At 43.4% G+C, this 14,221-nt stretch carries 10 protein-coding genes and 2 tRNA genes; 4 read left to right on the top strand and 8 right to left on the bottom strand.

The features are described 5' to 3' along the window. Nucleotide 1: 1 nt before the first annotated feature. On the top strand, nt 2-1,081 hold the full coding sequence (locus CLV59_RS05350; protein WP_111590992.1) for a family 10 glycosylhydrolase: 1,080 nt from the start codon (nt 2-4) through the stop codon (nt 1,079-1,081). A 90-nt stretch (nt 1,082-1,171) separates the two neighbouring features. Here CLV59_RS05350 and CLV59_RS05345 read toward each other — a convergent pair whose 3' ends face one another. Next, nucleotides 1,172-3,460 (bottom strand): GH92 family glycosyl hydrolase, encoded by a 2,289-nt coding sequence (locus CLV59_RS05345; protein WP_111590991.1) that lies wholly within the window; start codon nt 3,458-3,460, stop codon nt 1,172-1,174. Between the two features lie 59 nt (nt 3,461-3,519). Beyond that, a complete protein-coding gene (locus CLV59_RS05340) occupies nt 3,520-4,734 on the bottom strand; it encodes a glycosyltransferase family 87 protein (protein WP_111590990.1) in 1,215 nt (404 codons plus the stop codon). A 321-nt stretch (nt 4,735-5,055) separates the two neighbouring features. Between CLV59_RS05340 and CLV59_RS05335 the strand changes: the two genes are divergently transcribed. Then, nucleotides 5,056-6,531, top strand: a complete 1,476-nt coding sequence (locus CLV59_RS05335) for a retropepsin-like aspartic protease (RefSeq protein ID WP_111590989.1) — start codon at nt 5,056-5,058, stop codon at nt 6,529-6,531. A gap of 16 nt (nt 6,532-6,547) precedes the next feature. After that, entirely contained in the window at nt 6,548-8,371 is a 1,824-nt protein-coding gene (locus tag CLV59_RS05330; RefSeq protein ID WP_111590988.1) for an ABC transporter ATP-binding protein, read from the top strand. A 235-nt stretch (nt 8,372-8,606) separates the two neighbouring features. Here CLV59_RS05330 and CLV59_RS05325 read toward each other — a convergent pair. The 6 genes from CLV59_RS05325 to CLV59_RS05295 form a co-directional block, all read right to left on the bottom strand. Next, nucleotides 8,607-8,679: transfer RNA gene (locus CLV59_RS05325), tRNA-Gly, on the bottom strand. Between the two features lie 53 nt (nt 8,680-8,732). After that, nucleotides 8,733-9,125, bottom strand: coding sequence for a VOC family protein (locus CLV59_RS05320; protein ID WP_111590987.1), 393 nt, complete (start codon nt 9,123-9,125; stop codon nt 8,733-8,735). Between the two features lie 408 nt (nt 9,126-9,533). Then, nucleotides 9,534-10,133 carry a hypothetical protein gene (locus CLV59_RS05310; protein WP_146616132.1) on the bottom strand — a complete coding sequence of 200 codons (600 nt, stop codon included), beginning with the start codon at nt 10,131-10,133 and terminating at the stop codon, nt 9,534-9,536. 66 nt (nt 10,134-10,199) lie between these two features. Then, nucleotides 10,200-10,273: transfer RNA gene (locus tag CLV59_RS05305), tRNA-Asn, on the bottom strand. 101 nt (nt 10,274-10,374) lie between these two features. Continuing rightward, entirely contained in the window at nt 10,375-11,436 is a 1,062-nt protein-coding gene (locus CLV59_RS05300; protein WP_146616131.1) for a glycosyltransferase family A protein, read from the bottom strand. Nucleotides 11,437-11,487: 51 nt separating this feature from the next. Continuing rightward, nucleotides 11,488-13,017, bottom strand: a complete 1,530-nt coding sequence (locus CLV59_RS05295; RefSeq protein ID WP_111590983.1) for a rhomboid family intramembrane serine protease — start codon at nt 13,015-13,017, stop codon at nt 11,488-11,490. Between the two features lie 195 nt (nt 13,018-13,212). Between CLV59_RS05295 and CLV59_RS05290 the strand changes: the two genes are divergently transcribed. Further along, nucleotides 13,213-14,181, top strand: coding sequence for a terpene synthase family protein (locus tag CLV59_RS05290; RefSeq protein WP_111590982.1), 969 nt, complete (start codon nt 13,213-13,215; stop codon nt 14,179-14,181). Nucleotides 14,182-14,221 lie beyond the last annotated feature (40 nt).

Below are 14,221 nucleotides of genomic sequence, written 5' to 3'. Positions count from 1 at the left end.
AATGAATAAACGTCATTTTATCAAAACACTCGGACTGGGAGGATTAGCAATGGCTGCGCCTAAATTGCCTGCCAGCGCAACAGAGAAAACTGCTTCTATCCTCGAAAGAAGAGATGTTTCGCACAGGGTGTGGATTAACCCGGATACTAAAGAGAAATATGAAGATCTCGTAAAGAGATACGCCACCTACAAAAAAGCGGGCATTGCGGATATTATGTTTGAAGCCGATAGCGAACAACATTTTAAAGCGGCAAAAGCAAATGGTATCAAAGCACATCGCTGGATGTGGACGATGAACAGAGGCGAAAAAGACCTGCTGGCCAGCCACCCGGAATGGTATGCTCAAAACCGTAAAGGCGAATCTTGCGCCAATCATCCTCCGTATGTAGATTATTATCGCTGGTTGTGCCCTAGTAAACCGGAAGTAGTGAACTACCTGAAATCGCAAGTAGAACAGATCTTGCAGAAAGATTATGTGGATGGTATTCACCTGGACTATGTACGTTTCTGCGATGTGATTCTTCCTGTAAATCTCTGGAGCCACTATGGTATTGATCAGTCAAAAGAATTGCCGGAATATGATTTTTGCTACTGCGATACCTGTAGAAAAAACTATAAAGACAAATATGGCGTAGATCCGCTGGAAATCGAACATCCGGACCAAAGCCCTTCCTGGCGCAAATATCGCTACGATCGTATCACGAATGTAGTGAGCAATCTTGCACAGGTAGCCAAACAACATAAAAAAGCTATTACGGCAGCGGTATTCCCAACACCGGAGATCGCAAAACGTATTGTACGTCAGGACTGGACTAACTGGCCTATGACAGCGATATGTCCTATGATTTATCATGGCTTCTACCGCGAAAAAGTTGCCTGGATCGGTGATGCAGTAGCAGAAGGTGTGAAAGGTTTACATGGGGCTTTCCCTTTATACGCCGGATTGTACATGCCTGATTTTCACAATAACTATGACGATTTCAGAGAAGCGGTGAAACTGGCTATCGATAATGGGGCTGCGGGTGTTTCTATTTTCGGAACCGTGACGCCGGAAGTATTGAGAGTATTGGCGGAGTCGTAAGTATAACAATCTACTGTTCTATAAAATAAAGAGAAAGGGCTGGTCAAACCGTAGGTTTGACCAGCCCTTTCTCTTTTAAAAAAAATATTATTAAAACTTGTTGAAAGGTCTGTCTGCAGCCGCTTTCCCGAAGTTTTCATTTGGCGTTTTACCCATGGTGAGTTCCAGTGTTCCACCTTTTACTAAATCACTGTGCATGATATAGCTTTTCGTATATGGTTTACCGTTAAGTTTCACACTTTGAATATAGATATTCTCAGGGCTGTTGTTAATCGTCTGAACAGTGAATTTTTTACCGTCTTTCAGAGAGATGGAGGCTTTGCTGAAAAGCGGACTACCAAAAACGTACATGCCGTTGGCAGGATTCACTGGGTAGAAGCCCATTGAGCTGAATATGTACCAGGAAGACATTGCGCCGCAATCCTCGTTACCAGCAAGACCTTCAGGCTTATCGAAGTAGAAATCCTTCATTACCTGTCTTACTTTCTCGGCAGTTTTCCACTGATCGCCTGCATAAGCGTACATATATGTTACGTGATGGCTTGGTTCATTACCATGTGCGTACATACCGATCAGACCAGAGATATCGCTGGATGCTTCTGCTCCCATATCGCCTTTTGCAATGAAAAGACTATCCAGTTTGCGGGAGAATGCTGCATCGCCGCCCATGAGGTGAATAAGACCTTCTACATCCTGTGGTACCAGCCAGGTATATTGCCAGCCGTTGCCTTCCGTGAAGTCGCCTTTTTCATGGATGGAGTTGAATGGATCATAAGGCGTTTTCCAACTGCCATCACTCATACGCGGACGTACGAATTTGATAGTACTGTCAAAATAGTTTTTATAGTAACCAGCGCGTTTTTTATAGTATTCGAAATCTTCGGTTTTGCCGAGTTTCTTGGCCATAGCAGCAATACACCAGTCGTCGATGGCATATTCCATTGCTTTGGAAACAGATTCATATTCTTTATCCGCTGGGATGTATCCTCTTTCCTTTACATATTTCACACCAAGATCATCGCGGGTAGAAGAGGCTTTCATGGCTTCGAATGCTTCTTCTGCACTGAATCCTTTATATCCTTTCAGGTAAGCATCTACGATCATTGGTACGGAATGATAACCCACCATACAGTTGGTTTCGCTTCCTACTAAAGGCCAGATAGGCAGTTTACCTTGTTGCTTGTAGATAGTCAGTAAGGAGTTGATGAAGCTGTTCACTTTTTCCGGGTGGAGAATAGTGCTCAGCGGCCCCCAGGAGCGGTAAATATCCCAGTTAGAGAATACGGTATAGTTGTCGAATCCTGGATTAGCATATACTTTTTTATCTGTACCACGATAAGCGCCATTATGATCATTGAACAGGATCGGGGCAATCATTGTGTGATAGAGGGCAGTATAGAAAGTACGACGGATAGCAGGATCGTTGGTCTGAATATCCACGCGGGAAAGTTCTTTATCCCATTTGGAATTGGCGTTATTTACCACTTTGGCGAAATCCCATCCTGGCATTTCTGCACTGATGTTGGCAAGTGCATTTTCGCTGCTAACAGGGGAAATACCTACTTTCAGCAGTACTTGTCCTGGTGATTTAGCAAAGCTGACTACCGCTTTCGCGCCAACTGCTTTTACTTCATTGCCACTCACTTTTTTATCTCCATCGAAGAAGGAAACATCTTTCAGCGGAACATTACTTTTGATAGCAAACCAAAGGCGCTGATCCACTGCCCATCCTTTGGAGTAGCGATATCCAACGAGGGTATAATCGTCTACCTTATGGAAATAAGATTCTACGGCAGCATCCCAGCCGATACCTTCTTTCAGGTCCACAATGATATTGGCCTGTTGATTTTGTGGGAAAGTATAACGGTGAAGGGCTACACGTTCTGTAGAAGTTAGTTCAACATCTGTATTATAATCGTCCAGGTGAACGGAGTAGTAGCCTGGTCTTACTTTTTCTTTCTGATGCGAGTAATGGGAGCCGTATCCGGATGTAGGATTTTCCTGTGTACCGCGATTTGTACGTACATCGCCGGTATATGGCATAATAAGTACGTCTCCGAGGTCGCCGATACCGGTTCCGCTCAGGTGCATCTGAGAAAATCCAATAACAACGCTATCTGAATAGTGATAACCAGAGCACCAATCCCAACCTTTTACAATATTGGTAGGGCCTACCTGTACTGCGCCAAATGGTACGCTGGCGCCTACAAATACGTGTCCGTGGCCGCCGGAGCCGATGTATGGATCAACGGCTGCTAGCGCTTTACTCTCTTTGAATGTGTTGGCAGCTGTCGGTTTATTCTGTGCGCCTGCCTGAATGCCGCAACATACCATCGCAGTGAATGCGAGGGTGCGACCTATCTTGAATCCCGGTAACATAAACAAAACCTTTAGAATTGGCAAGATACGTCGCTATGTTGTATAAAATTTGCTAAATTTTATGCGTGCGTTAGCTCCTGTAACCTAGAATCCACCGGAGTTGTAGCGGATTTAGTGATGGAAAGAAATTGTCTGGTGAGGATCTCGTACACAATCATCAGATATAAAACCAGGCAGGGCAAGGCTTTCAGCGCATAGGGAACAGCCAAGTTTTTTCTGAACCATGGCGTCAGCACATCTGAATGAGAGAAGCTTACCAACAAAATGGCAAAAAACAGGAATATATTTTTCCACCTGGCAGGCGTCTGAATCACATACCAGATACAGATTGCAGGAACTGCAATGATATAAGTAGGCGATTCAGAGCTACTGCTAAATAACACAGGGAATAATAGTACAGAACATAGGATATAATATCGATAATTGGCATCGTTACGGAAACGAAGCATTAAATATTGTGCAGCAAACAAAATAACGCCCGGTATCAGTACCGTTAAGTCATTCAGATCAGGTAAACGCAATACCCGCTTGATAAAACCACCGGCGGAGATGTCCTGGAAACTAGCTAAATCCGACTGGTTTTTAGCATTCTTATGTACCAACGCCATCAACCATTCCTGGTAAGAATTAATTACATAAGCAGGCGAAGAAATAGCCATTGGTAATACAAAAAGAAGACCTGTCCATAGGAAAAGTCCTGCTATAAAGCGCTTCGGATGACTACTGAAGAAGAAGAATGCCAGACCCACAATACCATAAACTTTGGTAAGGGTTCCTAATATGATGCAAAGAGTGGCGAGATAATCTTTACCCTTGATCGTGAAAGCAAATGTCAGAATCAGTAGGGCGAGAATGAACTGATTGAGCTGAAACCAGCCGCTGGCGCCCAGCAATTCCTGGCTACAAAGTAGCAAAATGATATTCTGTTGTACCCGTTGCAGCGGTAGTTGCCTGATGGCATAGAAAATTGCTCCCGCTCCGGCAACAGACCATAAGAGTGCTCCGATTTTTATAGGCAGCACCGCAAATGGTGCAATCAGAATACTGAAAACCGGACCATACAGGTTCACATCAAAGTATTCAGATGGGTACTCAATATAAAGCGGTTGCTGATGAACCAGGTGGAAGAATACCTGGCGGAAGATGAGGAAATTATTATACTGACCTCGGGAAATTTCAGTGATAGCGCCCAAAAAAGCAAATCCAAACCAAAGTAGTGTAATTAACCAATCTTTCTCTCCAAGAAAAGTCAACACATTCCTTTTTGCACGCATGTCAGTTAAGTTGTATAGAAAAAAAACTACAGTACAGAATCTAGATACAACTTAATGACGCACAACCCGTGTCTCCCCCTCTACTCTCCTCTCAAAATTTTAATCATTATGGGAAAACCAATCGCGGGAACGTTTATTAATAATAGTAATTGCTAAAAATGTAATGATTACCATTACAATACATATTGCAAAAATAGCAGCTAATATCATGGGAAATACATTTAGACATAACAATCCAATTACAAGATATATTATATAGCTGGAATATTTACCTAATTTCACCGCATAAACCAACCGTTAAAAAAAGACATCGTGAAAAAAATGACCCTGTACACAGGCATATTGTTATGCCTGGTGCTTCGCGTGCATGCACAAAACGCAAAGGAATTCCTCCGTTCATTGGAGGAGGCGGTACGCAATAAAAGCGTAGAACAAGCCAAACCTCTCCTGTCGCCAGTATTCCATATCGGCTTCTACCCTGCTCCTTATGCCTACGGGATGTTGGACAGAGCGATGCGGAAAGACAGTCTCCAGAAACTCGTACTGAAAAAAGAAGAAACCCTGCCTTCGGGAAAAAGGCTGCTGGTGAAGTATTACAACGAAGGCCAGAAGCCTTTCGAAACCTGGATGTACCTGGACAGTGCCAATAAACTCACCAAAGTACAGTACTACGACCTCCTGGCAGGCGTGGATCTGGATAAACCATCCGTATTGGCAGCAGTTGTGCCGTTTACATTTCGTCGTGGACAGATAATCGTTACGCTGACATTGAACGATAATCCTAAGCCGCTGAAATTACTCTTCGATACTGGTGCAGATGGTATGGGACTGAAAAAAAGCGTGGCAGATGAATTAGGCATTTCCCCTTCCAGGCAACAAAAAACCAGTGTAGTTGGCGCTTCTGCCCAGATAGGCATTGCCAGCGGCATTACTATGCATCTCGATACATTATCTATTCCTAACAATAACAGCGCTATTTTCCCGCAATTCGACGGTGAACTGGATGGACTCTTCGGCGCTAATTTCCTGCGTAACTATATCACTGAAATTGACTTCGACAAACAAGTGATTCGTTTGTATACTATCGGAAAATTCAATTATCCTGCAGAAGCCGCGCTCATACCGTTGGATTACGCTGTTGGCGTACCAGGTATTCACAGCAAAGTGACACTGAATAACGGCAAAGTACTCGAGGGCGAATTTCATTTCGATACAGGCGCTGGCTACCCAATGATCATTTTCGGCCCCTCTGTACACAGAAACCAATTGGAAGAAAATTTCGAAATAAGCTCCCGTAGCACCACTACCAGTATGGGACATTCATCTCCTGTTGTAAATGGCGTATTCTCCGCAGTAGAAGTCGGTAAATGGCAACTGGGCAGCTTTACGGGCACCATGCAGCAATATCGTGACGGAGATGAGAAATGGTCGCCCAGCGGCGACGGTAGCTTCGGCATTGAGCTAATCAACCGCTTTAACTGGGTAATCAACCTGGCCGATCATCAGTATGCAGCCATTCCTAACAACAATTTCTCTATGCCTGCCAATTTCTGGATGAAAGAGGTAGAATGGGGATTTGTAAATGGAAAGATGGTCGTGAAAAGGTTCATGCAAGGCACCAGTGCGGCCGACAGCGGCATCGCTGAAAACGATGAGGTAATGACCATCAACGGCGTGAAAGCAGACATGTTCAAAGAGATTAGCAATATTAAAAAGTACCAGGAATTGTGGAAAAATCAGGAACTGAAAGTAGAGGTGAATAAATTTGGTAAACCCTGGAAAATAGATATTCCTTAATTCGTAAATTCAGGTCATGAGAAAAAGGGAAAACCCACGCATGACCTTTAAGGAAAGGCTGGCAGCATTACGCAATCTGCCAGCCTTTTTCCGTATGGTTTGGCAAACCAGCAAAGGCTTGACCATTGCCAATATCATTCTCCGTATAGCCCAGTCTGCGATGCCATTATCGCTCCTCTATATTGGAAAATTAATCATCGATCAGGTAGTTCAACTGAGCAAATCTCCCACCAACCACGATACAACCCTGCTATGGCAATTGGTAGCGCTGGAATTCGGACTGGCCATTGTTTCTGATGCTTTGAGTCGCGCTATTTCACTAATGGATAGCCTACTCGGCGATCTTTTTGCCAACCATACTTCGGTAAGAATAATGGAACATGCGGCTTCGCTGGATTTGGATCAGTTTGAAGACTCCGAGTTTTACGATAAGCTGGAGCGTGCCCGCCAGCAGACCATAGGAAGAACGGTGTTGTTATCCCAGGTGCTGAGCCAGGTGCAAGACCTTATAACCATGGGCTTCCTGGCAGCAGGTCTCATTGTATTCAATCCCTGGTTGATTTTATTGTTATTGGTAGCGGTGATTCCTGCCTTCCTGAATGAATCCCGCTATAATGATAAATATTATCGGCTTACCTGGGGCCAAACCTCCGACAGGCGTGAATTAGATTATATCCGTTATCTGGGAGCAAGCGATGAAACTGCCAAAGAAGTGAAGGTGTTTGATCTCTCTGGTTTTTTAATCAGTCGTTTCAAAGTCATCTCCGATAAATTCTATAAGGACAAGAAAGACCTGGAAGTCAATCATGCTGCCTGGGGTACCTTCTTTGCGTTGTTGGGAAGTGCTGGATATTATGCTGCTTACATCATCATCATTGTACGTACTATCAATGGCGCATTAACGCTTGGCGACCTGACTTTCCTGGCGGGATCTTTCCGTCAGTTGCGCACTACATTCCAGGGAATATTGATTCGTTTTTCTGCTGTTACGCAAGGCGCCGTTTATTTAAAAGACTTGTTTGATTTCTTTGAGATAAACAGTCGCATGATACGCCCCGCCCAACCATTGCCATTTCCTCGTCCAATCATGGAGGGCTTCACCTTTGAGAATGTTGGTTTTCGATACCAGGAGTCGGAGAAATGGGCGATCCGGAACCTGAATTTCACTTTACATGCAGGTGAGAAAATGGCATTAGTGGGTGAAAATGGCGCTGGTAAAACTACATTAGTGAAATTATTAAGTCGACTATATGATCCTGTGGAAGGACGGATTTTATTGGATGGTCGTGACTTGAGAGATTATGATATCAATGATCTTCGTTTAAACGTTGGCGTTATATTCCAGGATTTTCAGCGATATCAGATGACGGTATCGCAGAATATTGCAGTTGGTAACATCCGGCATGCGGATAACCAGCAAATGATTGATGACGCGGCGCATCAGAGTCTTGCCTGGCCATTGATAGAGAAGATGCCAAATGGTTATCAGCAGATGTTGGGACGCCGGTTTAACCATGGGATTGAATTGAGCGGAGGAGAATGGCAAAAAATTGCGCTTGCGCGCGCATATATGAAAGACGCGCAGTTGTTGATATTGGATGAGCCTACCTCTGCATTGGATGCGCGTGCAGAATACAATGTTTTCCTGCATTTCGCGGAGCTTACCCGTGGCAAGACGGCAGTACTGATCTCGCATCGGTTTTCTACAGTCCGTATGGCGAACAGAATTCTGGTATTAGATAAAGGAACATTACTGGAGATTGGCAGTCATGATGAGTTACTGGAGAAAAATGGGCGGTACGCAGAACTGTTTCATTTACAGGCGGCTGGTTATCAATGATAGTAAGGAGGAGCAGCTTCAGGGGGAATGAAGCCTGCTCCTAAACTCACTGATTAACACCCCGTAGCGTTGCATCGGGGGACGTCATCCTACGCTTGCCTTGCAGGACAACAAATATCTTCATCGGACGTATATCCGATAGGGTTATAACAGCATATCTAAAAGGTTTGTTGAGTTTAAAGGCCACCAAACTTGATATGGTATTGGTTTTAAGTTTTCAATAAACACTGCACTGAGCGGAAGACGGGACTCGAACCCGCTACCTACAGCTTGGGAAGCTGTCGCTCTACCAGGTGAGCTACTTCCGCTTTTGTGATAATAAAGATAGTATTTCTGGCGTAAAGTTTAATGGCTAACGGTATTATATCAACGTCAACTGCCAGGAAACACCGAATCTATCATTGACCCAGCCAAATTTTTTACTGAACGGATAGCTATCTAGTGGCATTAATACGCTACCTCCTTCAGATAAGGCTTTGAATAAAGTATCTATCTCTTCATCTGTAGTGCAATTCACATATAAAGACATAGAAGGCGTAAATGTAAATGCATGATTTACATAACTGTCGATACACATCACTTGCATGCCGTTGAGCGTAAAAAGTGCATGAAGAACAGATCCTTCTTTTCCCGGACCTTCAGGGCCATAGCGTTTTATGTGTTCAACAGAAGAGTTCTTAAAAAGGCTTGTATATAATGCAATAGCTGCATCCGCCTGGCCTTCAAACATGAGGAATGGTACTATTTGTTGCATGGTTAAGCTTTTGTTTAAAATTAGGGTTTATCTGGTGAATTGTCTAACCATTCCTACCTAAAGTTTTCTGTCAAGCGCTACTATAGCAATTACTGCTTTGTAACAATTGTCACCATTCAGCGAAATGGCATACACTACCTTTGAAAAAAAAGAAAATGAATGGCATATTACGAAACTGGAACTTTATGCGAATGCTCCGTTTAATATTGGGTATACTGGTACTGATACAAGGAATATCCAGCGGAGATTGGTTATTTATAACAATGGGTGGATTATTCGCATTGATGCCTCTGCTGAATGCGGGATGTTGTGGAGGGAGTTGCCAGGTGAATAGCAAGAGTTGTGATACGAAGAGCTGATAAGTATTTGCAAACGTATTCTTGATAGAATATGTTCAGGTTCTTAGACTCAGCTGCCCAGACTGATCATTTGTGAGAGCCAGGTATCTTTCAACGTTTTGACAAGATGGTCGAAATATTTATCCGAGGCCAGATTGGTGGCTACTTCCATCTGTGCTGACCAAAATGGTACTGTAATATTGGCATCGTCCAACAAACTAAAAATTGAAGTTTGGGTGGAGAACTCTTTTGTTCTTTTCTGCCTGACAGGCAGACCACGATTTCTCAAAAATAAATTGTGAGCCAATGTGCGGTGTACATAATCTCTTGTGGAGTCTGACACTAACTGTGGGTTAATTACTAATATCGCATCATGCGGATACATTTTGGATGCGATCTGAATATTCTCGTCTGTGAAATAACTGATATCTCCCAGATGTACCAGCGATGTGGTGAGGTCATGGTTTTTAAACTCCTTGTCGAATGCATATTTCAGGTCTTGCGCTATTTTCCTGCTAGACATTGGTCCTGTAGAGATAATCAACAATTTTCTGATATTCCTTCCGGTGGTATTTTCTGTAAGGTTGGTTGATGCAACGTGTGCATCTGTTTGTGCGTAGGTATGCAGGATGCCTGTAGCCAGCAACAGTGACAGTATTATACTTTTCATGGTATAGTAGGTTGTAGGGCGCATAAAATAAAAAGGCCTGCATTACTGCAAGCCTTCCATTTTTCGCTCCCCCTGCTGGACTTGAACCAGCGACCCTCTGATTAACAGTCAGATGCTCTAACCAACTGAGCTAAGGAGGAATTTGTATAACTCCCGGAGAATCTGCCGTTTGGAGAATTCCGGGTCGCAAATGTAATAAATGTATTTACAATTCAAAGAAATTTTTTTGAAAACTTGGGAATTAGTCGAGTGTAATGGTTTGTTGAGGATCGGCGGTAAATACAAAACCTTGCCCAAATCCATCAGGATTGACGCGGTTTCCATGTGTTTTGTTGGATTCATAAATTCTTTTGCCGAGATAAATAGCTCTCTGTAATAAAAAAGTCTCACTGAGCTGCCCACGAGGAATAGGTGCAAACTCCCGCTCATCTTGCGTTCTGAGATGGCCATTTTGAAGAATAGAGAGAGACAGCCATTTCTCATTATTCTTTTTGTACAAGATGTATTGATCTCCGGATTTCTCATAACTACCGCAATACATCCTACGGATAGGGGTTTTCAGTAATTCTTTGCCATCGTAAGTAAGTAGTGCCGGATCTACCTGTACTTTTTCAAAGTTGTTGTTTTCTTGTAGATAAATAATCTCTGGAAGATCCCCGTGGCAAATAAACAACTGTTTTAGTTTTTTCTCTGCCAGGCCGCCGCTGATACGCATCTTATCGTCGTGTCGGATGGCTTGGAGGAAAGCTTCATCCCGAATGACCGATTTCTCTCGTCCGAGGGCCTGCAGCCGTCGCTTGAAATCCTGATCTTCATATCCATACTCTTTTACTCGTTCGTCATATCCCCGTAACGTGTAGAAGTCGTCTCTATACACACATACCCGCCCCTGTACATCCCATCTTTTCTTCTCCGGGCCAATAGGAGGAGGTATCATGAAAATATTACTGTTGCGGCTATATTGTTCGTTCACATATGCTGCAAAGCCTTTGCCGGTGAAGTTGTCGGCATCAATCCCACAGAGTATATCGCCATGAGCCAGACGAAATGCCATGTTTTTTGAGTGACTCATCTGAAAATATTCCGGACTGTCAGTATGATAGTATTTCAGGATGCCTTTTTCAAGATACTCTCCCAGTGAGGAAAATACCCATTCATGCAAATCATCTGAAGAGTTATAGTTGAGTAGAACAAATTCAATATTGCCATAGGCAAGGTTATCCGCTATGTTTTGGGGAAGCGTGATCTTCAAATGCTCCGCACGATTCATACAAACCGTACAAAAGGAAAGTCGATACGACATTTTACTAGACTTTAATGGAACAGAGGGTTTTAGCTATAACATTAGCTAAGGTTATTTGGTTTTATACGCCTTCAAAGGCAACAACCCGAGCAGTACCCCTGCGATCAGTCCGCTGATATGCGCCGCATTGCCCACATTGGGCATCACCAATCCCAGCAGCAGGGACAGTCCTACAAAAGCGACCAAAATGACCCAATAAGGCCCTATCCTATCCTTCGGGATGGCCTTGCGCAGCAACATGCCAGCAATTATGCCAAACAGCCCGAAAATGGCTCCGGAAGCGCCCATTTGAATACTGTCTTTATCCCAGTACATGGATACGACTGATGCCACTAATCCTGTGATCAAATAGAGCCCAATAAATTGCTTTGGTCCGATCAGTTTTTCCAACATGAGCCCCGCAACTCCCAATGCCATCATATTGTACAGGATATGAAGCCCGCCGGAATGGATAAATATAGCTGTGAAAATGCGCCAATATTGTCCTTCCATTACAGCTGGATAGTACAGTGCGCCATTATGTAGCAAGGTACTGGCAGGTACTGATGCGAGAGGTACTCCCAGTAAAATCATGATGAGATAAATAACCAGGTTGGTATCTATCAGCATGGCACTCCCCGGATAATCTCCTTTTGGATGCAGGAACTGGATAACCTGGTAGAAAGTATCCTCTGGATAAGGGTTACCAGAGATATATTGCTTTAAAGCTACCGGGTCATATGGTTTATAAAGCACTATACCTGTAAAAACTACCAGCCCTATTCCAAAACACAATGCAATCCACATCAACGATTCATGGCTGCTAATATGGGTTGTAGCGGGTTTTAATAGTATCGGTGTCTCCTGAAGAGCGGGATACCTTCTTTTGATGGCCCTGGTGTAATAATCGGCATATTCAGAGGCGGGCTCTCGTTCAAATAAATGTCCTGTTTTGGAAAGGTTGTTCCTGATGAACTCCGGAAGCGCCGCTTTATGTCCATTGAATGCCAGATCCTTTGCGGTATCTGATGAATAGTTGCTAAGATCGGAAGAGTAGCGGAGGCAATACCATACTGGTGGTATTCCTGTTGTGTCGCATGCTTTATCACATAAAGGAAATGCGATAAAAGAAGTGTAATGGAGCGTGGATTCATATCGGCCGCTGGTAGTGGCGATATGATATACGGCAACATGAGAAGTATCTGGTATATAGTCTCCGACGTAGTAATTACGGTTATAGGCTTTACCGTTGATTTGTCCGGGATACCTTACCTGTATCTCCCTGTAGGATATGTTTTCCAGGTATTGTTGCATCAGGAGCGTAGGGCCGAGGAACAACAATGTTGTAAAAAACAGTAGCCAGAAAGATGATTTATCCTTGAACTGAATTGTTTTAAATCGTCGTCGGAAAAGAAGAGCCAGTACTATTGAAAATAAACCTGGCAGTACCAGGATAATGACGTCGTGTTTGAGAGGAAGTAAATGCAGTTTGATGTCCAGTAACCATCGTAGAAAAGAATAACCCAGGATAAATGCCAGCGCGGTTAATAAAACCGGTAAAATAATGAACCTGAATTTACTTGGATGGGTGACTGCTGACATATGGGCTACACGTGTCTTACAAATATAATTACTGGATTGGCTCCAACAAATGGTAAATCTGCGGTTTATCCGCTAAAATGATATCGAAAATGAACTTTTTCCGCGGAAATTGGTATTTACTGCAACAATCTAGCAATCGATGAGTATAGCCCAGATCTGGCATGTTTAAAACCATATTTTATTTTACCCGAAATTATGCATCTTCATAGCATCCCCCGACTTTATTGCCCATATCCCATTTGGGCTAATCAGACGTTAACGGATAAAATTGCCATTCACACGCGGGCATGGCTCCGGAAATTCGCCTTATTAAACAATGAGGAGCAGTTTGATTTTTATGAAAAGCACAGCTTTGCGGCGCTTATTGTCAGCAGCTATCCCTTTGCTTCTGAAAAGGCATTGGAGATTTGGTGTGATCTGAATACCCTGTTATTCCTGGTAGATGACCATATGGATGAAACTACCACCTTCAGTTCCCCTGAGGAGATGTTGTCTTTAGAAGGGAAATTCATGGAAATACTGAATACAGGGACATATAACGGTACGCAGAAAACGCTTTGTGCATTCAATGATTTCTGGCAGAGAGTCCGGGAAATCAGTACCATCGAATGGCAACAGGTTTTTATCCAGAACATCAGGGATATGTTTGCGGGAAGTCTATGGCAACTGAAACATATTTTAATGGAGGAAAAACCTGCACTCCGTGATTATCAGTTGCTCCGGCAGTACCTTGGCGCAGCTCATCTGGCTACAGATTCACTTACTATGATGGCGGATGTGAATCTACCGGAAGAGATTACCTCTTCTGTGCTTTATGCGAGAGTAACAGGCCATTGCCGTAATGCGATCTGCTATAGTAACGACTTGTTTTCTTTATCGAAGGAAATGAGTCGTTCTAATGATCGTGCTGCTTTCAATCTGGTAACTGTTCTTAGTGACACTAAGGCTATTCCAGTGGAGGAGGCGATCCGGGCAGCGGTGAGGGTACATAATGAGGAAGTGCACCAATTTGAATTATTATCGGCGGTATTGCTTTCTCGGTATCCGAATAATAATAAGGCTATTCGAAGATATTTGGAGTCGTTGCAGTATCTGATGACAGGGAATATACATTGGTCAACGAAGTTGACGGGGAGATATCCACATATTTATGAGGGGAATTAAAAGGAGATATTATGTATCATCCTTGTTCAATACTCTAAAT

It is taken from the genome of Chitinophaga dinghuensis (assembly GCF_003259435.1).
In the GTDB taxonomy this organism is placed as follows: Bacteria; Bacteroidota; Bacteroidia; order Chitinophagales; family Chitinophagaceae; genus Chitinophaga; species Chitinophaga dinghuensis.
This window is presented reverse-complemented; position numbering and strand designations above follow the sequence as displayed.

Bases quoted from the DNA above. Each gene is read 5' to 3' on its own strand.
- CLV59_RS05350 (WP_111590992.1), top strand. From the start codon at position 2: ATGAATAAACGTCATTTTATCAAAACACTCGGACTGGGAGGATTAGCA.
- CLV59_RS05345 (WP_111590991.1), bottom strand. From the start codon at position 3,460: ATGTTACCGGGATTCAAGATAGGTCGCACCCTCGCATTCACTGCGATG.
- CLV59_RS05340 (WP_111590990.1), bottom strand. From the start codon at position 4,734: ATGCGTGCAAAAAGGAATGTGTTGACTTTTCTTGGAGAGAAAGATTGG.
- CLV59_RS05335 (WP_111590989.1), top strand. From the start codon at position 5,056: ATGACCCTGTACACAGGCATATTGTTATGCCTGGTGCTTCGCGTGCAT.
- CLV59_RS05330 (WP_111590988.1), top strand. From the start codon at position 6,548: ATGAGAAAAAGGGAAAACCCACGCATGACCTTTAAGGAAAGGCTGGCA.
- CLV59_RS05320 (WP_111590987.1), bottom strand. From the start codon at position 9,125: ATGCAACAAATAGTACCATTCCTCATGTTTGAAGGCCAGGCGGATGCA.
- CLV59_RS05310 (WP_146616132.1), bottom strand. From the start codon at position 10,133: ATGAAAAGTATAATACTGTCACTGTTGCTGGCTACAGGCATCCTGCAT.
- CLV59_RS05300 (WP_146616131.1), bottom strand. From the start codon at position 11,436: ATGTCGTATCGACTTTCCTTTTGTACGGTTTGTATGAATCGTGCGGAG.
- CLV59_RS05295 (WP_111590983.1), bottom strand. From the start codon at position 13,017: ATGTCAGCAGTCACCCATCCAAGTAAATTCAGGTTCATTATTTTACCG.
- CLV59_RS05290 (WP_111590982.1), top strand. From the start codon at position 13,213: ATGCATCTTCATAGCATCCCCCGACTTTATTGCCCATATCCCATTTGG.